We start from the raw sequence: 20,702 nt of genomic DNA, 5'->3' as shown, positions 1-20,702 counted from the left end.
GCCCGTCGCCGCGCAGGAGCGGCAGAACGTCATGGCCCTGGCGATCCTCAACGCCGAGCGGGTGCTCGCCGAGCAGGACGGCCGCTCCCCCGGTCAGCTCTCCAAGGCCTCGCGGGCCGCCCTCGCCACAGCGCCTGCAGCTGAGCGGTGGGCGCGGATCCACTTGGCGCGCATGGGATTCAACCCGGCGGCCGTCCGACCGTCCAACGCGGCCAAGGTGGCCGCCCTGGCCGTCGACGGCATTGCCCGGGCCTGCATCGACGAGCCGGAGGAGCGCCTCGTGAAGCTGCTGCGCGACGCCATCGACGTCGTGTCGGCCTTCTCGCCGCTCGTGCCCGATCCGGTCACCGTCTCCTGGCCGGCGAGCGACCCCGCAGTCCGCGAGCTGACGCCCACGCGCAGGTCACGCACCTCCGTGGGGTGAGCTCGAGCAGGCAGGCGCGCCGACCCGATGCGGCACGCCGGCCACGGTATGCCAGTGGCCACGTCCCGAGGGGACGTGGCCACTGGCAGGTTCGAGGTGACAGCCGAGCTCAGCGGGTCTCGCGGAAGTCGACGTGCTCGCGGGCGACCGGGTCGAACTTGCGCAGGACGAGGCGGTCCGGGCTCGTGCGACGGTTCTTGCGCGTCACGTAGCTGTAGCCGGTGCCCGCCGTCGAGCGCAGGGTGACGACAGGACGCAGGTCGTTGTGCTTGGCCAAGAGGGGCTCCTCAGGTTCTCGAGGTCACGAGTTCTCGCGACTGCAATGAGAACCATTCTCGACGGTGTTACATTCCCCTCATAGCCGAGTCAGCCCGGCTGGTGCCCTCCGCTCGACGGAAGCGGGACCCACGACGACGCGGTCGGCGCACGGCAGAGGCCCCCGCATCCGACGCGGGGGCCTCTGCACTGCTGACGGGCCCTCGGACGGGCGCTCAGAAGCGGCTCGGCACGGCTGAGGAGAGGCTCAAGACAGGCCGGAGCTGGCCAGCCACGCCTTGGCGACCTCGCTCGCGTCCTTCTTGTCGACGACGACCTGCTTGACCATGTCGGCCAGGGACTTGGTGTCGAGCTTGGCCGAGACGGCGTTGAGGACGCCCTTGAGGCTGTCGGCCTTGTCGGAGCGCACCAGTGGCACGACGTTGTCGGAGCCGAAGAGGCTCTTCGGGTCCTCGAGCACGACGAAGCCGTTGGCCGCGATGGACGGGTCGGTGCTGAAGATGTTGGCGGCCTTGACCTGGCCGTTCTTCAGCGCCTCGACCGTGGCCTGGCTCTGCAGCGGCCGGAACTCCTTGGGCACGATGTTGTAGACCGACTTGAGGCCGACGAGGCCCTGCTGGCGGGTCTTGAACTCCGGCGGGGCGCCGATGGTGAGGTCGCCCTGGTGCGCGGCCAGGTCGGGGATCGACTTGAGCGACCACTGGCCAGCGGTGTCCTTGGTGACGACGAGGGAGTTCTTGTCCTCGGCGGCCGACTTGTCGAGCACGGTCAGGCCCTGCGGCAGCTTCTTCTGCAGCTCCGCGTAGACCTCGTCCGGCTTGGTGACGCTGGCGCTCTTGTCGTAGAAGTTGAGCAGGGAACCGGTGTACTCGGGCAGCACGTCGACCTCGCCACCGGTGATGGCCTTGAGGTAGGTCTCGCGGCTGCCGATGTTGAACTGGCGAGCGACCTTCGTGCCCTTGGCCTCGAGGGCCTGGGCGTAGATCTCGCCGAGCAGGGCCGCCTCGGGGAAGTCGGCGGAACCGACCTTGACCGAGCCTGCAGCGGCCGTCGAGCCGCCGCCGGTGGCACCGCCGGCAGCGGGCGACGAGGTGTCGAGCGGGTTACCGCCGCCACCGCAGGCGGCCAGCGGCACGACGGCAGCGAGCAGGAGGCCCGCGGCGAGGAAGCGCGTGCGTGTCATGTTCGGTCCCTTTCGGATGGGTTCCCCGTGGAGGCGGTCGCCCGCACGGGTCCGGTGCTGCCGGAGCCCGTGGCCGCGGCCTGACGCGGGTCGGGGTCCGGGCGGTCGGCGCCGGTGGAGTCGAAGGTGGGGTCGGGATCGGGCGTACGGTCGTTCGAGCCACCAGTGGTGCGTGAACGGGCAACACGCGGGGCACGTCCGGAGATTCCCGGCGAGACGGCATATCTCTCGAGGAGGGCCAGGACGCCGTCGGCGACGAGGGCCAGCAGAGCCACGAGGATCGAGCCGCACACCATCTGGATGTAGTCCTGCGAGGCGAGTCCGTCGATGAGGTAGCGGCCGAGGCCGCCGAGGCTCACGGAGGCCGCGATGGTGGCGGTGGCGATGACCTGGAGGGTCGCGCTCCGAAGGCCGCTGAGGAAGAGCGGCAGGGCGCACGGCGCCTCCACCCTGGCCAGGACCTGCCAGCCGGTCATGCCCATGCCCCGAGCCGCGTCACGGGCGGCGGGGTCGACGCTCTCGATGCCGGCGTAGGTGCCCGACAGCAGCGGCGGGACGGCGAGCAGCACGAGCACCGCGATGCTCGGGATCACGAAGGCGAGGTCGCTCTGGATGAGGGGTCCCACGATCATCGACACCGCGAACAGCAGGCCGAGGGTGGGCACGGCGCGGGCTGCGTTGGCGCCGGTGACGAGCCAGCGCATCCGGCCGGTGTGGCCCACCCAGGCCCCGAGCGGAACGGCGATGACGAGCGCGAACAGCAGCGTCAGGGCGGTGTAGAAGAGGTGCTCGAGCACTCGGTTGGGCACGCCGTCGGTGCCCTGCCAGTTGGCCGGATCGGTGAACCACGCCCAGACCTGCGCGAAGCTCATGCCGGCACCGCCCGGGTCCACGGCGTCAGCACCCGCGACACCAGCTGGATCACGAGGTCGAAGACGAGGGCGAGGAGCAGGCAGGCGACGATGCCGACCCACACCTCGGTGGGGAACGAGCGGGCGTAGCCGTCGGTGAGGAAGTAGCCGAGCTGGGAGATGCCGATGAGCGAGGCGACGCTGACGATGCTGACGTTGCTCACGGCCGCCACCCGCAGGCCGGCCGCGATGACGGGCACGGCGAGGGGCAGGTCGACGGCGCGGAAGCGGGCGAAGGAGCCGTAGCCCATGGCGACGGCCGCCTGCCGCGTGGACGGGTCGACCGAGGAGAGGCCGTCGGTCACGGTGCGCGTCAGCAGGGCGACGGTGTAGACCGACATCGCGACGACGACGTTGACCGGGTCGAGGATCTTGGTGCCGAGCAGGGGCGGCAGCAGGATGAACAGGGCGAGTGAGGGGATGGTGTAGAGCAGTCCGGTCGTCGTCAGGAGCACGATGCGCAGCCGGGGCCGGCGCGCCGCGAGCCAGCCGAGCGGGAGGGCCACGACGAGGCCGATCACGAGCGGGAGCCCGGCCAGCCACGCGTGCTGGACGGCTCGCGTCGCGATGTCGTCGAGGTGGTCGAGGGCCCAGGTCACCGGGCGGTCGCCCCCTGGGCCGCGGCCGCGTCGCGTCGGCCCTCGATGGCGGGGATGACCTCCGCCGCGCGGATGGTCCCCACGAGCCGGCCCTCCTCGTCGGCGACGACCCCCCGACCGCTCGGCGACGACAGCGCCGCGTCGAGCAGCGCGCGCAGCGAGCCGGCCGTCGAGGCGACCGTGCCGCCGCGGTGCAGCAGCGTGAGCGCCACCTCGGACTCGACCGCCGCGGCGCGGACCCAGCCGAGGGGCTCGCCTGCCTCGCCGACACAGAGCACCCACGGCGTACCGACGGCGCGCACCTCGGCGGCGGGGGCGCCCAGACGTACGGTGCGCTCCTCGGCGAGGGAGAGCTCGGGCGCTGCCGCGAACGCCAGGGCGCGGTAGCCGCGGTCTCGCCCGACGAAGCCGGCGACGAAGTCGTCGACGGGGTCGGCGAGCAGCTTCGCCGGCGAGTCCAGCTGCGCCAGAACGCCGCCCACGCGCAGCACCGCCACCTGGTCGCCGAGCTTGACGGCCTCGTCGATGTCGTGGGTGACGAAGAGGATGGTCTTGCCGAGCTCGGACTGCAGCCGCAGGAACTCGTTCTGGAGCTGCTCGCGCACCACCGGGTCCACCGCCGAGAACGGCTCGTCCATGAGCATGACGGGCGGGTCGGCCGCGAGCGCCCGGGCCACGCCGACACGCTGCTGCTGCCCGCCCGAGAGCTGGGCGGGGTAGCGCCTCGCCATGGCCGGGTCGAGGCCGACGCGTTCGATCAGCTCCATCGCGCGGGCGCGCGCCGCCTTCTTGTCGGTGCCGAGCAGGCGCGGCACCGTCGTGACGTTGTCGAGGACGGTGCGGTGCGGGAAGAGGCCGGCGGCCTGGATCACGTAGCCGATGCCGCGGCGCAGCTCGGCGACGTCGAGCGAGGCGGTGTCACGGCCGTCGATCGAGATGGTGCCTGAGGTCGGGGTGATCATCCGGTTGACCATGCGCAGCGTCGTCGTCTTGCCGCAGCCGGAAGGACCGACGAGGACCGTGATCTTGCCGGTGGGCGCCTCCAGCGTGAGGTCGTCGACGGCGAGAGACGCACGCCCCCCGTCGTCGTCGTCGCCGGGCGCGCCCTCGTAGCGCTTGGTCACACCCTCGAAGCGGATCATGGTGCTCAAGGTACCCGCCGGGGCGGACGCGTCCCCGGTGCTCGTCGAAGGTACACATCTGACGGCAGCCCGCCGATGCATCGCCTCACACGTCGAGCGTGGCTCCCCCGGAGTGCACGACGTTGGCGACGACGGCACCGATGGGACCGGAACGGGGCTCACCCGTGCTGCCGAGCTCGCGGGCGAACGTGGCGGCGACGACCTCGGTGACGAGCGCGGTCCAGAGCCGCGACCGGACGAGCATGGCGTGGTCGGCGCGAGCCACCCGCACCAGGGAGGCGTCGAGGCCCTCGGCCTGCATCTGCTCCACGGCCGCTCGCGTGCGGGCGAGGGAGCAGATGACGTCACGGTCGCCGTGGATCAGGACGGTGCGCGTGCCCGCCCCCGGGTGCGGGTCACCGGGCTCGACCCACGGCGCGAGCCCGACGACGAGCCGGACCGCAGGGTCGTCTCCGACGAAGAGGGCGACACGGCCGCCCATCGAGTGCCCGACGAGCGCGATCGGCACACCCGGGTATGCCGCCCGCACCTCGTCGAGTGCCCACCGGGCGTCCTCGACGGGCATCGCGTGCTCGTTCCAGCCGCGGACCCGGAAGCGCAGGCGGGCGACCGCCAGCGGTCCCGGGACGCGCTTGAGGGCGCGGGCGAAGGGGACGAGCCGGGCTACGTTGTGCGACCACGGCCGGTTCACCTCAAGGCCGTCGACGGCGCCACCGTGCATCACGAGGGCCACGACGGTCGCGTCGGCCGGTCGCGCGTCCCACGACAGGACGGGCAGCGTGGACCCACCGGCCGGATGGGTAGTCCGAGCCGGCTCGGTGTCGGCGACGGGTGCTGCGCTCACACCCGGGTGCGGTGGAAGTTCGCGAACGAGCGGCTCGCGGTCGGCCCGCGCTGGCCCTGGTAGTGGGAGCCGTAGGTCCCTGAGCCGTAGGGGTTCTCGGCCGGCGAGCTGAGCCGGAAGAAGCAGAGCTGGCCGATCTTCATGCCGGGGTAGAGCATGATCGGCAGGGTCGCGACGTTGGACAGCTCGAGCGTGACGTGGCCGGAGAAGCCGGGGTCCACGAAGCCGGCGGTCGCGTGGGTCAGCAGGCCGAGGCGCCCGAGCGAGCTCTTGCCCTCGACCCGCGCGGCCAGGTCGTCGGGGAGGGTGACCGTCTCGAGGGTGGACCCGAGGACGAACTCCCCCGGGTGCAGCACGAAGCTGTCCTCCTCCGGGCCCACCTCGACCAGCCGCGTCAGGTCGGGCTGCTCCGCCGCCGGGTCGATGTAGGGGTATTTGTGGTTGTCGAAGAGCCGGAAGAACTTGTCCAGCCGGACGTCGATGCTCGAGGGCTGGACCATCTGCGGGTCCCACGGGTCGAGCACGACGCGCTGGGCCGCGATCTCGGCCCGGATGTCCTTGTCGGAGAGCAGCACGGGACGAGGCTACAGCGGGCCCTCGTCGAGAGGCGTGCACGCTTGCCCACCGAGCGTCACCGCGCCGCCCTATCGTCTCTTCATGGATGCCACCACAGATGCTCCGAGCGACGACACGTCGGGCAGCGGCACGGACGCGCTCCTCGCCGACTTCCAGAAGCTCGTGCGGCGTCTCCTCGAGGACCTGCCGGGCAGCAACGCCGGCGGGCCGCCCCTCGTCGAGGCGCTCGCCCGCCACCTCGGCACGGCGCCGCAGCAGCTCGCCGTCGTCGGGTTCCCGGTGCCGGCCCACCGGCTCGTCGATGCCGACATCGCCCTGACCGAGGTGTCCTCGCCCGACGAGGATGCCGACGTGATCGGGATCGCCGGCGACGCCCGCCACCACATGACCCTCGGTGACCTCGTCCACCAGCAGCACGGCTTCGGCACGACGGTCGGCCAGGTCGACTACGACCGCATGCCGACGGGGCCGGGGCCGGACGACCGCCGACAGGTGGTCGCCTCGGGCATCCGCCTCTTCCGCTTCGAGGGCGCGCCCGTCGCGGTGCGGCAGCAGGGCATCAACCCCCAGTTCGGGCGCGAGATGGGCATGGTCGAGGTGGTTGCGGCGGACCGCGACCTATCCGACGCGCTGATCACCCGGATCCAGGAGCTGATGGATGCGCGCAGCGTCCTGCGTGGCCAGGTCGTGACCTTCGGCGCCGACCCCTACGGACGCGGGATGGCCGGCCTCACCTTCCTGGAGAGACCCGACGTGCCGGCCGACGCCGTCGTGCTGCCCGACGGCGTGCTGGAGCGGGTGGCCCACCACGTCGTCGGCATGGCCGAGCACCGCGAGCAGCTGCGCGCGCACGGGCAGCACCTGAAGCGCGGAGTCCTGCTCTACGGGCCCCCGGGCACCGGCAAGACCCACACAGTGCGCCACCTCCTCTCGGCGACGCCCGGCACCACCGCGGTGCTGCTCAGCGGGGGCGCCCTCACCCAGATCCACGCCGCCGCGAAGGTGGCACGCGCGCACCAGCCGGCGATCGTCGTGCTGGAGGACTGCGACCTCGTGGCCGAGGACCGCTCGATCGGGATGGGCGCCTCGCCACTGCTCTTCGAGGTGCTCGACGCCCTCGACGGTCTCGACGCCGACGCCGATGTCGCCTTCCTCCTCACCACCAACCGGGTCGAGGACCTCGAGGTGGCACTGTCGCAACGCCCCGGTCGCGTCGACCTCGCCGCCGAGATCCCGCTGCCCGACCTCCGCGGCCGGGTCGAGCTCTTCCGGCTCTACGGCGGCCGCTTCTTCAGCGCGGACGCGGTGGCCGCTGCGGCCGAGCGCGCCGAGGGCACGACGGCATCCTTCGCGAAGGAGCTGGTCCGCAGGGCCGTCCTGACCGGGGCCCTGGAGGGCGCACCGCCGAACGACGACCACCTCCGCACCGCTCTCGAGGAGCTGCTGTCGGACACCCAGCGCCTGACCCGAAGCCTGCTCGGAGTCCAGCCCGGTGACCACGGAGTCGACGGGCCGGGGCTCGAGGACGGCATCCCACCGGGAGCGACGCTCAGCCGTCCCGGGCGGGCGCAGCGCGCGACCGGGTGGTTCGCCTACTCGCCGATGTCGGGGCAGAGGTATCCCGGCTGACGGCAGCACACGGCATACGTGCTCGGGGGTGGGTGGACGGCTGCGTCAGCCGGCGAAGGCGCGCGCCTGCTGGCCCGGGACGGAGGCGCGCACCCGGAAGACCGCGCCCGCCTGCGGCTCGGGGTCATCGAGGTTCTCGCGCGAGGTGGTGACGTAGAGGTCGCGCAGGTCGTCCCCGCCGAACGTGCAGGCGGTGACGAGTCGCACCGGGAGCGGCACCTCGGCGAGCACCTCGCCCTGCGGCGAGTAGCAGCGGACGCGGCTCGCGCCGTTGAGCGCGACCCACACGTTGCCCTCGCTGTCGACGGTCAGGCCGTCGGGGCTGCCGACCGCGTGGCCCACGAAGGGGCGCCGGTTCGCCAGCTCCCCGTCGACGACGTCGAAGACGTCGGTGCGGCCGGTCGGGGTGTCGTCGTAGTAGGCGTGGCGGTGGTCCGGCGAGAGGTCGATGCCGTTGGAGATCGTCACGCCGGGCAGCACGACCGCGACGGCGCCGTCCGCGTCGACGCGGTAGAGCGTGGCGCTTCCGGGGACGCGGTCGTAGCCCATCGTCCCCGCCCAGAGGCGTCCCTCGCTGTCGACGCCGCCCTCGTTCATCCGGATGGACGGGTCGTCCCAGAGGTCGAACCACGGGGTGGGTATGCCGTCCGCCTCGTCCGCGCGCGCCAGGCCGCGCTCGGTCGCGACGACCCAGCCGCCGTTGGTGCGGGGCCGCAGGAAGGCGGCGACGTCCCCGACGTGCATCCGGTCGACCGACCCGTCGGTGCGCAGGGACATGACGTCGCCGGCGAGCATGTCGACCCAACGCAGGCCGCCCCACGAGGACGACCACACGGGCCCCTCCCCGTGGTAGCAGAGGGCGTCGGTGACCTGCTCGAGGTGTCCCGTGACGATGCTGCGCGGCTGGTCCATCAGTCCCACCAGACCCCGACGTAGTGGTGGCCATCGGGCACCGTCGGGGCATCGACGAGCCACTCCGCGCTCGCGGCCGGTCCACCGCTCGGCTCGGTGTCCGCGGCCGCCGTGAGCGCGTCGACCTCCTGCGGCTGAAGGGTCGTGACGACGGCCACCCCACTGGCATAGGGCCATTCGTCGTCCGGGAACTGCGCGAACTCCAGCACGTCCAGCTCGACCCGGACGTCGACGACCTCGGGATGCTCACGCAGCTCGAAGAGCACTCGGCGCACGGCCTCGAGCGGCAGGTCGTCCGGGCGGTTCGGCGCGATGCACCACTCGCAGTCGTTGCCCTCGAAGAACTGCTCCAGGGTCACGGCGACCTGCGCCTTCGCTCCCCCGCGCTCGCGGACGTGCTCGACGAAGGCGGTCTGCTTGGCGAGATCCATTGCGGTGGGGCCCCCGGGGGTCGCGGTCAGTGCGCTGTCACGGCGCCGGTTGGGTGTCGGCTACACTGACGCCGCGTGCCGCCTTGCACGTACCCTTCGTGGGATCTGCCGGCGGCCCGTGCGAGCGTAGCTCAATGGTAGAGCGCCAGCTTCCCAAGCTGGATACGCGGGTTCGATTCCCGTCGCTCGCTCCGTCCGACCGACCCGAAGCCGCAGGCCCCGTCCGGAGCCTGCGGCTTCGTCGTTGCGGCGCTGCTCGCCATCCTGGGCACGACCGGGTGCGACGGCGTCAGGCCGCGGGGGATGATGCGGAGGTGAACCATCAGACGAGCATGGTCCTCGCCCGGCTCGGCCTCCAGGCACGAGTGTCCCTGTCCCCGGCCCTGAACCACCCGGTCGGGATGAAGATGGGCTTCTTCCTGGTCGTCGTCATCTTCTTGGCGGTCCTGGGCCTCACGATGGCGGTCGGCCACCTCCGCGACCGGCGCCGGCAGCGCCGGGCAGAGACCGACCTCCCGGCCAGCCGTCGGGACTCTCCGCCGCCGACGCGCTGACCCGCGAGCTCGGGAACCGCCCGGCCTCCGGGTGGCCCGGCTAGGGGCGGGCCGGCTCGGGCAGCGCCGCGAGCAGCTCCGCGGCCCTCGTCACCTCTCCGATACGCGGGAAGACGTGGGCCAGGGAGTGGTCGTGCGCTGCAGCGCTGCGGTCCGTCATCGCGTCACCCACCAGCACGACGTTGAAACCAAGCTCGTGGGCGAAGCGTGCGGTGGACTCGACGCCGGCACTCGTGGCGACGCCCGTGAGCACCACCTGGGTGACCCCGCGCCCGCGCAGGAAGGACTCGAGCGAGGTGCCTGTGAAGGCGCCCCACGTCTGTTTCGTGACGAGCTCGTCCTCGGGCTGCACGTCGAGCTCCGCGACGAGCTCGGCAAAGTCGGCACCGAAGGTGGGACGCGGCGCCCCGGACTGCTGGGCGTCGGTGCGGCCCGGTGCGCCGCCGGTCACGTTGACGAGGACGACGGGTAGCCCCCGGGCCCGGAAGGCCGCGGCGAGGTCGGCGCTGCGCTGCACGACCTCGCCGAGGTCGTGGGCGGCAGGGGTCGCGAGGATGCCCTTCTGCAGGTCGATGACGACGAGGGCAGGGACCTCGTCAAGGGTGCTGAGCGGCACGCATACTCCTTCTTCCTCGGTTTCGTCTGCGGTGGGAACGGGTGGGGGTCCGGGGCGGCCGATCGCACCCAGCGACCGGTCGACGACGGTGACGACGAGCATCAGCGCGGCGGCCAGGGCGGCGAAGGCGGCGATCTCGTGCAGCCCGTCGCTGTCGGCGGACGCGCCGAGGAAGTGCCCGGTGGCGCTTGAGGCGATGATCGCGCCGAGGTACATGAACGTGCGAAGCAGGCCCGCCGAGGCGCCGAGCCGCTCGCGGTCGGCCTGGTGGTAGACGGCATTCTGGTTGGCGAGGTTGAGCAGTCCCTGCGGCACGCCGAGGAGCAGCACGATGACGACGAGCCACCAGATGGCGCTGTGCCCGCCGAGCAGCAGCATCAACACCGCGGCGACCACCTGCAGGAGGCCGCCCACCACGAGCTTGCCGCGCACCGCGGTGTGGCGTCCCGTCAGCGTCGACACGACGATCGCCGTGGCGAACATCGGCAGGAGCAGCAGGCCTGCCTGCGACGGCTGGAGGCCGCGACCCTCCTCGAGCCACTGGGTGAAGCCGTAGAGCACCGAGTAGCTGACGACGGCGGTCAGCAGCATGCGGAGGTAGGTGAGCACGAGGGGGCGGTTGCCACGCATGACGCCGAGCACGCCGAGCACGCCCGACCGCGCGCCGGACGGCGGCGCTTCCTTGGTGCGCTCCGGGCCGCCGGGCGTCCCGGTCCCGCGGGGCAGGAAGGACGAGCCGAGCACGAGACAGGCCAGGGACAGCGGGATGTTGACGGCGAAGGTCGCCCGCCAGCCGCCGGCTCCGATGAGCAGCCCGCCGAGGGTGGGGCCGACGACGGCCACGGTCTGGTTGGCGACGGCGAGGGTCGTCAGGATGCCGTTCGGGGAGTCCCGGCCGGTGCGCTCCGCCTCGCGGCGGATGAGGTGCATCGAGGCCGGGTAGCCGGCGCAGGTCCCGATGCCCAGGACGACGCGGGCCACGACGAGCCAGCCGAGACCGGGGGCGAGCATGCCGAGCACGCCGGCCAGCCCGACCATGGCCGTGCCGACGAGGTAGGGCGGGCGGGGGCCGAACCGGTCGACGAGCCGCCCGACGACCGGCTGTCCGATGGCGGTGGCGATGTAGAGGGACGAGATGAGCCAGGCGGTCTCCGCGGGCGCGGCGCCGAGGTCGCGCCCGATCGGGACGAGTGAGACCGCGATGATCGAGCTGTTGACCGGGTTGAGGACCGAGCCGAGGACCATGGGTGCGACCAGGCGCCGGTCGAAGCCTCGCCGAGCGTCGGTCGTGGGGCGATCACGGAGATCCTTGGTGAACCTAACCATTTCTTTAGGTACACTAAGCACTCGTGGCGGGCGGATCAAGTGAGGGGTCGGATGCCGAGCTCGTCCTCGGCGTCAAACGGGCGGTGAGCCGGTTCTACACGCGTATGCGGTCCGAGCGGCCCCCCGGCGACCTCGGCGACGGCGCGCTCGAGGTGCTGGCGCGCGTGGAGAAGTACGGCCCGCACACCCTCACCGAGCTCAGCGACTTCTACCGCGTCACGCCGGCGTCGATGAGCCAGTCGGTCAACCGCCTCACCTCGAGCGGCTACGCCGAGCGGGTTCCCGACCCCGCCGACGGGCGGCGCGTTCTCATCGCCGCAACCGACGCGGGCGCCCGGCTCTCGGTGGACGCCCGGGGCCGCCGCGATGCGTGGATCTCCGCCCAGCTCGACACGCTCGACGAAGCCGACCGCGAGGTGCTCACGCGCGCGAGCGAGCTGCTCCTCCGGATGGCAGACGGCCGGGAGTGACTCCCGAGGTTCGGGACCGACGTAGCCGCGGGTCGCGTGGGCGACACGCCCACAGACACGGCGACCATCGACGCGCGGGAGACGAGCCGCCGCCGATGCACCTTGTCACGGGCTGAGGGCTGCGACAGCCTCGATCTCGACGAGCTGGTCGGGATACCCGAGCACGGTCACGCCGTGCAGGGTGCTCGGCACCTCGTGCTCTCCGAACGCGTCGTGCACTACCGTCCATGCCGCCACGAGGTCCTCGCGCATCGTCGTCGCGACGAGCACGCGCGTGTAGACGACGTCGCGCGTGGTCGCACCGGCCGCCGCCAGAGCCGCGACCAGGTTGTCGAGGCACTTCCTGGCCTGGGCGGCGATGTCGCCGGGCGCCACAGTGGCACCCGCGTCATCGAGGGGGCAGGATCCCGCCGCGAAGACCAAGCGGGCCGGCCCGTCGGTCGTGGCGGCATACGCGTACGGAGCGGTGTCGGTGAGGGCGTCCGAACGGATCAGCCGGACGATGCTGTCGGTTTGGGTCATGGTGCCGAACGTAGCGACCAACGGCGTAGGGGTCTGGCGACGCCACGAAGCCTCTAGCCGACCGACCAGACTCCGGCTGGCTGTGCGCGGGGCTTCAGGCGCGACAGAGGGCGTCGAAGCGGCGCCGAACCTCCTCGAGGAGCTCGTGGTCCTGCAGGCCGCTCGATTCGCGGAGCATCGTGACCAGGGTGCGCACCAGCGTCAGCGTGCCCCCCAGCGCATCGCTCAAGTTGACCTCCACGCCGTGCCCCTGCAGCGCAATGTGCTCACCATCAACGGCCCGGACCCGCTCGCCCGCGAGCTCCAACAGCGAGCCGTCCTCGCCCTCATGTGAGGAAACGACATCAAGAAGCGCTTGGCCGTAGGACCGCGCTGTGCCTGGATCCGCCATGCGCTGTACCTACCCAAGAACTCACCGGCCGCTCCGGGGTCGTGCGGTGAGCCGCTTCACAGGTTCCGATGCGTGCTGGCTGCTGCGGTGTCCTGGCGCCGACCGGCGCGTGGGCGGATGGGTGTCAGCTGCACTCGTGGATCTCGAGGTCTCCCCAGGCGGAGCGGGACACCGGGGTCTCGTACACGTCGAACCCGGCCTCCCACAGCAGCCGCGCGACCGCGCGGATCTCCTCGGTATGCCGCTCCTGCTCGTCGGTGTGCCGATCACGCATGTCGATGACCCGGACGAACTGCGGAATGCCGTCGGGGTCCAGGCAACGCTGGACGACGAATCGTCCGTCGGCGTTCAGCGGCGTGAGGAGCTCGCGGATCCGCTCGTCGTCGCCCTTCTCCAAGGGCCGTCTCTTCAGGAACTCGAAAGCGCCCACGCACACCACCTCCGGTCTCACCAGGTGGCGTACCCGCCTGGGTGGGAAGCACTGACAGCTGGACGACCGAAGCATCCGCCATGAAGGTCCGCCGTCACGGATCACGACCGAGCAGCGGCGGTTCGGCCCTTTCGGCGCGAAGGTGGTAGGGGACGCTGGTCACGACAACGCCGGGAAGGGTGAGCAGGCGAAGCTTGAGCCGCAGGGCGCTCTGGTTGTGCAACATGCCCTCCCACCACCGGTCGACGACGTACTCCGGGATGAAGATGACGACGAGGTCGCGGGGGTTGTCCGAGCGGAGCCTTCGGACGTGGTCGACGACCGGCGTGGTGATGTCGCGGAAGGGCGAGTCGAGCATGGTCAGCGGTACGGGCATGTCGGCGTGCGCCCAGTCGCGCTCGATCGCGTGCATGTCCTCGGCGTCGACGCATACGGTCAGGGCGGTGAGCGTCGACGGGCGGGTGGCCCGGGCGTACGCGATGGCGCGCAGCGCCGGCTCGTTGACGCTCGAGACGAGGACGAGGGCGTGGACCCGGCTGGGCAGCAGCCGTGCCTGTCCCTTGGGGCTCAGCTCGCGCGTGACTCTGGCGTAGTGGTGGTTCACCCCGCGCATCAGCAGCAGGAGCACGGGCACGGCGATGACGACCAGGTAGGCGCCGCCGGTGAACTTGGTGACCAGGACGATCACGAGGACCAGGCCGGTCAGGGCCGAGCCGAACGCGTTGACGATCCGGGCGCTGTTCATGCGGCGGCGCACCCCGGGCGCGATGACGACACGCAGCTCACGGTTCCAGTGCCGCACCATGCCGACCTGGCTGAGTGTGAAGCTGGTGAAAACCCCGAGGATGTAGAGGTGCAGGAGCTGGTTGACGTCGGCCTGGTAGGCCACGATGAGCAGGCCGGCGATGAAGGCCAGCCCCAGGATGCCGTTGCTGTAGGCCAGCCGGTCGCCCCGGGTCCGCAGCTGGGTCGGCATGAGCCGGTGCTCCGCCAGCAGCGACGCGAGCATCGGGAAGCCGTTGTATGCCGTGTTGGCCGCCAGGACGAGGACCAGCGCGGTCGAGGCCTGGACGACGTAGAACATCACGCTGCCCGCTCCGAAGACGGCCGAAGCAAGCTGCGCGATGACGGTCTGCTGGGGATCGGTGGTGCAGTTGCCGGGGAATCCGACGAGGTCGCACGTCGACTCTGCGACATGGACGTGGGCGAGGATGGCCAGCGCGGTGATGCCGACGAACATGGCGACCGCCAGGCCACCCATGGCCACGAGGGTGCGGGCGGCGTTGCGGGCCTTCGGTGCCCGGAAGGCGGGCACCCCGTTGCTGATGGCCTCGACGCCGGTGAGGGCGGTGCAGCCGGACGAGAAGGCCTTGAGGGCGAGGAAGAGCAGCGCGAGCCCCGTCAGACCGGTCTGCTGGGCCGTGACGGAGTAGCCGGCGCTCTCGGCGACCGGGGCGTCGCCCATGAGCGCCCGGGCCAGGCCGACCCCGCTGACCGTCAGGATGCAGGCCACGAACACGTAGGTCGGAACCGCGAAGGCCCGACCGGACTCGCGGGTGCCGCGCAGGTTCATCAGGGTGAGGCCGGCGACGACGGCGACCGCGATGGTGACCCGGTAGTGGTTGAGGCCCGGCACTGCCGAGATGACGTTGTCCACTCCGGCGGCCACCGACACCGCCACCGTCATGACGTAGTCGACCATCAGGGCCGCGGCGACCACGAGGGCTGCTCCTTGCCCGAGGTTGTCACGCACGACCTCGTAGGACCCGCCACCGCTGGGATAGGCCATGACGACCTGGCGGTAGGAGATCACCACCGCGATGAGCAGGGTCACTACGCCTGCTGCGATCCACGGGGTCAGGTAGAGGTAGGCCAGGCCGCCGAGCGTGAGCACCTTGAGGATGGCCTCCGTCGCGTACGCGACCGAGGACAGCGGGTCCGAGGCGAAGATCGGCAGGGCGATCCGTTTGCGCAGCAATGTCTCCCCCAGGTCGTCGTTGCGCAGGGGACGGCCCACGAGGAGGCGTTTGGCGCTGGTGAGCTGGCTGGGCACATCTCGACGCTAGGACCGGCCCCGCATAGGCGGCGCAAGGGTTTGGGCGCGCGCTGCAAGGGTTGCGCAAGGATGGTGGCGTGAGCGAAGACGTGGCGTTGCCGCTCGGAACGCTGCCCGACCTGGCGTCGGCGAGCGGCCTTCCCCGCCGGAGGCGCATTGCGGGCCTGGCGCTGGGGCTGCTCCTGCCGGTCGCCCTGACTGCGGCGCTGCTGGCTCTCGGACCCGCCGTCGGCCTCGCGGGGGACGCGTTGGTGCTCATGCTCGCCGTGGTGGTGACGGCACTTGTCGGCGGACTGTGGGCCGCCGTCGTCAGCGCGCTGTTGGCCTCCACCCTGCTCAACTACTGCTTCATCCCGCCCGTGCGCACGTTCCAGATCAGTGAGCCGCACAACTACTGGACGGTCGTGTCGTTCGTGCTGGTGGGACTGCTCGTCAGTGCCGTCGTCCACCGGGCCGCCTCGACGGCGACCGCAGCGGCGCGGGCCGCCGCCGAGGCGCGCACCCTCACCGATGTCGCCAAGGCGACGTTGCGCGGCGAGGACGCGCTTCCCACGCTGCTCGAGCACATGCGTCGAGCCTTCGGGATGACCTCGGCCAGCCTGCTCCGGCGGGACCCGTCGGGGTCGCGGAGTTGGCACGTGGTGGCGGCGCGCGGCTCGGAGCCGCCGGCCGAGCCGGCGCTGGCGGACGTGTACCTGCCCGCCGGCGAGGACCTCGTCATCGCCTTGTGCGGCCGTCCCCTCAGCCCGTCCGATCGGGCGGTCCTCGGCGCCTTCGCCGCCCAGGCCCAGGCGCTCCTCGAGCGGGACGAGCTAGCCCGCGCCGCTGCTCTCGCCGCTCGGCTGGAAGCCTCCGAGCGGCTCCGCGACGCGCTGCTGGCGGCCGTGGGCCACGACCTGCGCACCCCCCTGGCCTCCGCGACCGCCGCGGTGACGAGCCTGCGCAGCCAGGACGTCATCTGGAGCGAGGACGAGCGCGAGGAGTTGCTCGCCACGGCGGAGGAGTCGCTCACGCGACTGGCCTCGCTCGTCTCTGACCTGCTCGACCTCTCGCGCCTGCGGGCCGGGGTGCTCTCCGTGCTGAGGCAGACCCTGTGGCTCGACGAGCTGCTGCCGCCGGTGCTCGACGAGCTCGGAGCTGATGCGAGCAAGGTGGTCGTCGCCCTGCCCGAGGACCTCCCGCCCGTCGTCGGAGACGCCGCCCTGGTCGTGCGGGTCCTCGTCAACGTCGTCGGCAACGCCCTTCGGCACGCCCCGACGGACGCGGATCCCCCTGAGCTGACCGGCCAGACGTCAGGAGACCGCGTGGAGCTGCACATCATCGACCACGGTGCCGGGGTCCCGGCCCGGGACCGGGAGCGCATCTTCAGCCCGTTCCAGCGGCTCGGCGACACCGACAACATTTCAGGGCTGGGCATCGGGCTGGCGCTGTCCCGGGGCCTGGCCGAGGCCATGGGTGGGACACTCGAGGCCTCGGACACCCCCAGCGGAGGGCTCACCATGGTGCTCGCCCTTCCTGCCGCACCGGGGACCGCAGCCGTGGTGGCGGCGCCCGGCACCCCACCTGAGCCGGCGCCTGAGCCCGCACCGGGGGTCGGGCCGTGACCCGCATCGTCGTGGTCGACGACGACCCGCAGCTGGCCCGGGCACTTCGCATCAACCTCCGCGCCCGCGACCACGAGGTCCACGTCGCCACCTCCGGCGCCGAGGCCCTGCGCACCGTCGCCGAGGTCTCGCCCGACCTCGTCATCCTCGACCTCGGGCTGCCCGACCTGGACGGCGTCGAGGTCATCCACGGGGTGCGCGGTTGGAGCCAGGTGCCGATCATCGTGCTCTCCGGCCGTGGTGGAGGTCCCGACAAGGTCGCCGCCCTGGATGCCGGGGCCGACGACTACGTGACCAAGCCCTTCGGCATGGATGAGCTGCTCGCACGTATCCGGGCCGTCACCCGCCGGTCAGTCAGCGGAGACACCGCCCCGGTGCCGCGGGTCGAGTTCGGCGACGTCACCGTGGACCTCGCCGACAAGGTCGTCACGCGGAGGCGCGCCGACGGGGCGACGCAGCCCATCCACCTGACACCGACCGAGTGGAGCCTGCTCGAGGCCCTCGTGCGCCAGCCCGGGAAGCTTCTGTCGCAACGGCAGCTGCTCACGCAGGTGTGGGGACCGGCATACGTCAGCCAGCCGGCGAACCTGCGGCTCTACATGACCCAGCTGCGCCGCAAGCTCGAGCCCGAGCCAGCCCGCCCACGACATCTGCTCACCGAGCCGGGCATGGGCTACCGGTTCCGGCCCGAGGGCCGCGAGCCTGCGTACGGGGCGCCCGAAGGAAGCTGACCGCAGACTTGTCCTCTGCGCGGGAGGTGAGGACGTTGCTGCGGCCGCGGGACTGGACTGATACTGCGCCGGTGGGCGTACGCAACTACCTCGTTGAGGGCGTCTCCGGTACCGGGAAGACCGCGGTCTGTCGAGAGTTGAACCGGCGTGGTTATCGCGCCATCAACGGCGACAGGGACCTCGCCTACCAAGGCGACCCGGAGACGGGTGAAGCGCTTGAGAGCGCCACGCACGAGCACCACATCTGGGACGTGAGCCGAGTAAGAACCCTGGTGGCCAACAAGCATGAGCCGGTCACCTTCTTCTGCGGCGGTTCTCGCAACTTCTCCAAGTTCATCGACCTGTTCGACGAGGTGTTCATCCTCGACGTCGACCTCGCCACCCTGCACCGGCGCCTCGACGAGCGACCGCCCGACGAGTGGGGCTCGAAACCATCCGAGCGCGACCTCATCGTCCGACTGCATCAGACCAAGGAAGACATTCCAGGAACCGGTGTCGTGGTCGATGCGCGGCAACCGCTTGCAGACGTCGTCGACGAGATCCTTCGTCATATGAGGTGATCCGCAGGGGCAGCGTGGGGGACGGTCCCGCATCGTTGACGGCACGACCGCGCGGCGGCAGACGCGGACGTCGATGTGGATGCGCCCAACCGCGACTATTGAAAGGGGCCGCTGCGCTGAGGCACTTGGGAGGCGGCCAAGTCCGCGAGGCAGGCCGCGACAAACACGAGCACGAGCACGAGCGTCACCACTGCGATGATGCGATCCCTACCGCTCATGCGGCCACTCTGGCCGACCTCAGAGCGCGCGGTCGCTGTGAATCCGCCAGGTTGTGACCTGGCCGTGATAGACGCCATTCCAGCACGAGCGGGTGGCGGCGTGACCGGAAGGCGGCGTGAGAATCTCAGTGGTCCGTACCGGCCCCTAACAGACCGGGTGTTTCTACGGTCGCAGCCGGCTAGTCACTAGCCGGAAAGCTGCCCGTGTCCGTGGCCCGCCGAGTTGATGACGGCACTCGAGTCGAGGCCGTGGTAGGGCGAAGCGAGCTCACGGCCGAGCGAGCAGCCGAGCACGGCCTCCATGTGGTGCACGAGCTTGCCCGGCTCACCGCGCGTGATCCAGCCCGCGACCCGGAGCTGACGCGTGCCCTACTGCGCCGAGTCGGAACAGACATTGCCGCCGGGCTGATGAAGCGGCACGGCTCGGGGCTGGAACGTCTGGTTGCTCGGTAGTCACCGAGCAGGTCGAAGAGGATTCACCCTTTGTGCTGGCGACGCACGAACACGGGCTGTGAACGGCTGCCATGTCCGGTATCGGCACGACCGGTCGGGCGGCAATGTCGGACGAGCGTAGCCGTCCTCAGTGCGGCAGATGAGGTCCGACCGCAGGACGATTCGAGGTCGCGCCCGTGGGCTGTGGGGGGTCGCGCGTGGTGGCGGTCCTTCATCAGTCGATGAGCGACATGTGGGGGTCGCTAGGTCGTTTCTCCGCTCAGGTCATGCCGTGGTCGTATGCGTAGTGGACGGCCTGGGCGCGGTCGTGGGCGCCGATCTTGGCGAAGATGTGGTTGACGTGAGTCTTGACGGTGGCGTTGCTCAGAACGAGCTGATGGGCGATGTCGGTGTTGGACAGGCCTGCGGCGATGAGGGCGAGCACCTCGGCCTCGCGGGGGGAGAGCCCGTCGGGCAGGCCGGCGGCTGAGGCCGTCCCTTCATGCGCTTCGATCGAGTTCAAGGTGGCGTCCACGAGACGCTGCTGGACTTGGGCGGCGAGGTGGGTATCGCCGCGGGCCACGGCGGACAAGGCCTGCTCGATCTCCTCCGCGCTGGCGTTCTTGGTGAGGTAGCCGAGCGCTCCGGCCCGCAGCGCCGGGAACAAGGCGTCGTCGTCGAGGTACGTCGTCAGGACGAGCACCTGGGTCTGCGGCAGCTCGGAGCGGATCCGGGCGGTGGACTGCACCCCGTCCAGGCGGGGCATCCGCAAGTCCATGACCACGACGTCGGGCCGGTGCAGCAGGGCCTGATCCACGGCGTCGAGACCGTCAACGGCGGTGGCGACCACCTCGATGCCGTCGAGGAGGCCGATGAGCATGGCCAAGCCCTCGCGCACGACGCGTTGGTCGTCGGCCACGAGGACCCGCAACGGGTTGGTCATTCCGGCACCTCCACGTCGACCTGCCACCCGTCCGGGCGGGGCCCGGCGTGCAGGGTGCCGCCGACCTGTTCGAGGCGTTCGCTCAGCCCGGCGAGTCCGTGGCCGCCGCCGACCGTGGTCAGGCCGGGCGGGGTCGGGAGGGACGTGTCAGACGGGTGCGGTGCGGGAGGACCGTTCTGGACCGTTAGGCAGGTGCGCCCACTCTGGTAGTGCAGTGACACGACGGTGCGAGCTCCGGGTGCGTACCGGGCGGTGTTGGTCAGGGCTTCCTGCGCGGCGCGGTAGAGAAGCAGGTCTGTCTCCGCGGGCAGGGCGCGGGGCTGGCCCCGGACCGTGAGCGCCGCTGGCACGAGGAAGTCGCGCCGGAAGCCTGCGACGAGGCGTTCGAGGGCGGTGGTTCCGGGCGGGGGTTCCCCGCGTAGGGCGCCGACCGCAGCGCGGGCGTTGGCCAGGCCGTCGTTGACCAGGTCGCTGGCCCGCTGGATCGCCTCCCGGACCTGCGCGCTGGTGGGTTCGCGGGTGGCGAGGAGCCGGGCGCCCTGCAGCTGGATCGCGGCGCCGGAGAGGCAGTGGGCCAGCACGTCGTGGAGCTCGGCGGCGATCCGGCCCCGTTCGGCCAGGGCGGCGGCGCGTGCCTGCTCGTCTCGGGCGTCAGCCAGCTCGGCGAGGAGGAGCTCGGTCCGGTCCTGGGCTGTGCGCGCGGCGCTCACAACGTAGGCCACCAGTCCCAGCAGGGCGTTGAGGAGGGTGGCGGCCAGCACGGCGGGGGCTGTCGCACCGCCACGCAGCGCAGCGACGTCCTGACCGGCGGTGACCGCCAGAGCCATCACGACGCCGAGGGTGAGCGGCAGACGCGTCATCGCCATCCACACCGCGGCGCCGACCGCGAGTCCGGTGGCGCCGCGCGGCTGGAGGGCGACCA

22 protein-coding genes, 1 tRNA gene and 1 pseudogene are annotated in these 20,702 nt (G+C 71.4%); 8 read left to right on the top strand and 16 right to left on the bottom strand.

Going from position 1 to position 20,702, the window contains the following annotated elements; all coding sequences use genetic code 11:
* A pseudogene (locus tag ABD194_RS00665) lies at positions 1-424 on the top strand (hypothetical protein); the annotation flags it as partial.
* Positions 425-533: 109 nt separating this feature from the next.
* Here ABD194_RS00665 and rpmG read toward each other — a convergent pair.
* The 7 genes from rpmG to dcd form a co-directional block, all read right to left on the bottom strand.
* Positions 534-701 (bottom strand): 50S ribosomal protein L33, encoded by a 168-nt coding sequence (gene rpmG / locus ABD194_RS00660; protein ID WP_343985973.1) that lies wholly within the window; start codon positions 699-701, stop codon positions 534-536.
* A gap of 246 nt (positions 702-947) precedes the next feature.
* Positions 948-1,883, bottom strand: a complete 936-nt coding sequence (locus tag ABD194_RS00655) for an ABC transporter substrate-binding protein (RefSeq protein WP_343985970.1) — start codon at positions 1,881-1,883, stop codon at positions 948-950.
* Positions 1,880-2,755: an ABC transporter permease gene (locus ABD194_RS00650; RefSeq protein WP_343985968.1), complete on the bottom strand. Its 876-nt coding sequence runs from the start codon at positions 2,753-2,755 to the stop codon at positions 1,880-1,882. Before ABD194_RS00650 ends, ABD194_RS00655 begins: the two co-directional genes overlap by 4 nt.
* The gene (locus ABD194_RS00645; protein WP_343985966.1) at positions 2,752-3,393 is read right to left on the bottom strand and encodes an ABC transporter permease; all 642 of its coding nucleotides are present in this window, start codon (positions 3,391-3,393) and stop codon (positions 2,752-2,754) included. Before ABD194_RS00645 ends, ABD194_RS00650 begins: the two co-directional genes overlap by 4 nt.
* Positions 3,390-4,535, bottom strand: a complete 1,146-nt coding sequence (locus tag ABD194_RS00640) for an ABC transporter ATP-binding protein (RefSeq protein ID WP_343985964.1) — start codon at positions 4,533-4,535, stop codon at positions 3,390-3,392. The genes ABD194_RS00645 and ABD194_RS00640 overlap by 4 nt, the downstream gene beginning before the upstream one ends.
* A gap of 85 nt (positions 4,536-4,620) precedes the next feature.
* Complete coding sequence (locus tag ABD194_RS00635) at positions 4,621-5,379, bottom strand: alpha/beta hydrolase (RefSeq protein WP_343985961.1); 759 nt, start codon at positions 5,377-5,379, stop codon at positions 4,621-4,623.
* Positions 5,376-5,954: a dCTP deaminase gene (gene dcd / locus ABD194_RS00630; protein WP_343985958.1), complete on the bottom strand. Its 579-nt coding sequence runs from the start codon at positions 5,952-5,954 to the stop codon at positions 5,376-5,378. The genes ABD194_RS00635 and dcd overlap by 4 nt, the downstream gene beginning before the upstream one ends.
* Positions 5,955-6,036: 82 nt before the next feature.
* Here dcd and ABD194_RS00625 point away from each other — a divergent pair, with 82 nt between their 5' ends.
* Positions 6,037-7,584: an AAA family ATPase gene (locus ABD194_RS00625; protein WP_343985955.1), complete on the top strand. Its 1,548-nt coding sequence runs from the start codon at positions 6,037-6,039 to the stop codon at positions 7,582-7,584.
* A gap of 45 nt (positions 7,585-7,629) precedes the next feature.
* Here ABD194_RS00625 and ABD194_RS00620 read toward each other — a convergent pair whose 3' ends face one another.
* Together ABD194_RS00620 and ABD194_RS00615 are read right to left on the bottom strand one after the other, a co-directional pair.
* Positions 7,630-8,496 carry an SMP-30/gluconolactonase/LRE family protein gene (locus tag ABD194_RS00620; protein ID WP_343985953.1) on the bottom strand — a complete coding sequence of 289 codons (867 nt, stop codon included), beginning with the start codon at positions 8,494-8,496 and terminating at the stop codon, positions 7,630-7,632.
* Positions 8,496-8,927 carry a hypothetical protein gene (locus tag ABD194_RS00615; RefSeq protein ID WP_343985950.1) on the bottom strand — a complete coding sequence of 144 codons (432 nt, stop codon included), beginning with the start codon at positions 8,925-8,927 and terminating at the stop codon, positions 8,496-8,498. The genes ABD194_RS00620 and ABD194_RS00615 overlap by 1 nt, the downstream gene beginning before the upstream one ends.
* 120 nt (positions 8,928-9,047) lie before the next feature.
* Here ABD194_RS00615 and ABD194_RS00610 point away from each other — a divergent pair.
* Positions 9,048-9,118 (top strand) — tRNA-Gly (locus ABD194_RS00610).
* Positions 9,119-9,241: 123 nt separating this feature from the next.
* Entirely contained in the window at positions 9,242-9,481 is a 240-nt protein-coding gene (locus ABD194_RS00605; protein ID WP_343985947.1) for a hypothetical protein, read from the top strand.
* 40 nt (positions 9,482-9,521) lie between these two features.
* Here ABD194_RS00605 and ABD194_RS00600 read toward each other — a convergent pair whose 3' ends face one another.
* Positions 9,522-11,342: an MFS transporter gene (locus tag ABD194_RS00600; RefSeq protein ID WP_343985944.1), complete on the bottom strand. Its 1,821-nt coding sequence runs from the start codon at positions 11,340-11,342 to the stop codon at positions 9,522-9,524.
* Positions 11,343-11,446: 104 nt separating this feature from the next.
* Here ABD194_RS00600 and ABD194_RS00595 point away from each other — a divergent pair, with 104 nt between their 5' ends.
* Positions 11,447-11,893, top strand: coding sequence for a MarR family winged helix-turn-helix transcriptional regulator (locus tag ABD194_RS00595; protein WP_343985941.1), 447 nt, complete (start codon positions 11,447-11,449; stop codon positions 11,891-11,893).
* Between the two features lie 105 nt (positions 11,894-11,998).
* Here ABD194_RS00595 and ABD194_RS00590 read toward each other — a convergent pair whose 3' ends face one another.
* From ABD194_RS00590 to ABD194_RS00575, 4 genes are all read right to left on the bottom strand, one after another.
* The gene (locus ABD194_RS00590) at positions 11,999-12,415 is read right to left on the bottom strand and encodes a RidA family protein (RefSeq protein WP_343985938.1); all 417 of its coding nucleotides are present in this window, start codon (positions 12,413-12,415) and stop codon (positions 11,999-12,001) included.
* A 94-nt stretch (positions 12,416-12,509) separates the two neighbouring features.
* Positions 12,510-12,806 carry a hypothetical protein gene (locus ABD194_RS00585; RefSeq protein WP_343985935.1) on the bottom strand — a complete coding sequence of 99 codons (297 nt, stop codon included), beginning with the start codon at positions 12,804-12,806 and terminating at the stop codon, positions 12,510-12,512.
* A gap of 124 nt (positions 12,807-12,930) precedes the next feature.
* On the bottom strand, positions 12,931-13,236 hold the full coding sequence (locus ABD194_RS00580; RefSeq protein WP_343985932.1) for a hypothetical protein: 306 nt from the start codon (positions 13,234-13,236) through the stop codon (positions 12,931-12,933).
* A 94-nt stretch (positions 13,237-13,330) separates the two neighbouring features.
* On the bottom strand, positions 13,331-15,289 hold the full coding sequence (locus ABD194_RS00575) for an APC family permease (RefSeq protein WP_343985929.1): 1,959 nt from the start codon (positions 15,287-15,289) through the stop codon (positions 13,331-13,333).
* Positions 15,290-15,369: 80 nt separating this feature from the next.
* Here ABD194_RS00575 and ABD194_RS00570 point away from each other — a divergent pair, with 80 nt between their 5' ends.
* The 3 genes from ABD194_RS00570 (at position 15,370) to ABD194_RS00560 (ending at position 18,187) form a co-directional block, all read left to right on the top strand.
* Positions 15,370-16,896 (top strand): sensor histidine kinase, encoded by a 1,527-nt coding sequence (locus tag ABD194_RS00570; protein ID WP_343985926.1) that lies wholly within the window; start codon positions 15,370-15,372, stop codon positions 16,894-16,896.
* The gene (locus tag ABD194_RS00565; RefSeq protein ID WP_343985922.1) at positions 16,893-17,627 is read left to right on the top strand and encodes a response regulator; all 735 of its coding nucleotides are present in this window, start codon (positions 16,893-16,895) and stop codon (positions 17,625-17,627) included. Before ABD194_RS00570 ends, ABD194_RS00565 begins: the two co-directional genes overlap by 4 nt.
* Before the next feature lie 71 nt (positions 17,628-17,698).
* Positions 17,699-18,187, top strand: a complete 489-nt coding sequence (locus ABD194_RS00560; protein ID WP_343985919.1) for an AAA family ATPase — start codon at positions 17,699-17,701, stop codon at positions 18,185-18,187.
* A gap of 930 nt (positions 18,188-19,117) precedes the next feature.
* On the opposite strand, the gene ABD194_RS00555 is transcribed toward ABD194_RS00560, so the two are convergent.
* Both ABD194_RS00555 and ABD194_RS00550 read right to left on the bottom strand, forming a co-directional pair.
* Entirely contained in the window at positions 19,118-19,780 is a 663-nt protein-coding gene (locus ABD194_RS00555) for a response regulator transcription factor (protein WP_343985916.1), read from the bottom strand.
* Positions 19,777-20,702: sensor histidine kinase (locus tag ABD194_RS00550; protein ID WP_343985913.1), on the bottom strand; the 926-nt coding region annotated here is incomplete at its 5' end. The genes ABD194_RS00555 and ABD194_RS00550, both read right to left, overlap by 4 nt.

It is taken from the genome of Terrabacter terrae, assembly GCF_039529575.1.
Classification (GTDB): domain Bacteria; phylum Actinomycetota; class Actinomycetes; order Actinomycetales; family Dermatophilaceae; genus Terrabacter; species Terrabacter terrae.
This window is presented reverse-complemented; position numbering and strand designations above follow the sequence as displayed.

Bases quoted from the DNA above. Each gene is read 5' to 3' on its own strand.
- ABD194_RS00655 (WP_343985970.1), bottom strand. From the start codon at position 1,883: ATGACACGCACGCGCTTCCTCGCCGCGGGCCTCCTGCTCGCTGCCGTC.
- ABD194_RS00650 (WP_343985968.1), bottom strand. From the start codon at position 2,755: ATGAGCTTCGCGCAGGTCTGGGCGTGGTTCACCGATCCGGCCAACTGG.
- ABD194_RS00640 (WP_343985964.1), bottom strand. From the start codon at position 4,535: ATGATCCGCTTCGAGGGTGTGACCAAGCGCTACGAGGGCGCGCCCGGC.
- ABD194_RS00625 (WP_343985955.1), top strand. From the start codon at position 6,037: ATGGATGCCACCACAGATGCTCCGAGCGACGACACGTCGGGCAGCGGC.
- ABD194_RS00620 (WP_343985953.1), bottom strand. From the start codon at position 8,496: ATGGACCAGCCGCGCAGCATCGTCACGGGACACCTCGAGCAGGTCACC.
- ABD194_RS00615 (WP_343985950.1), bottom strand. From the start codon at position 8,927: ATGGATCTCGCCAAGCAGACCGCCTTCGTCGAGCACGTCCGCGAGCGC.
- ABD194_RS00600 (WP_343985944.1), bottom strand. From the start codon at position 11,342: ATGGTCCTCGGCTCGGTCCTCAACCCGGTCAACAGCTCGATCATCGCG.
- ABD194_RS00590 (WP_343985938.1), bottom strand. From the start codon at position 12,415: ATGACCCAAACCGACAGCATCGTCCGGCTGATCCGTTCGGACGCCCTC.
- ABD194_RS00585 (WP_343985935.1), bottom strand. From the start codon at position 12,806: ATGGCGGATCCAGGCACAGCGCGGTCCTACGGCCAAGCGCTTCTTGAT.
- ABD194_RS00555 (WP_343985916.1), bottom strand. From the start codon at position 19,780: ATGACCAACCCGTTGCGGGTCCTCGTGGCCGACGACCAACGCGTCGTG.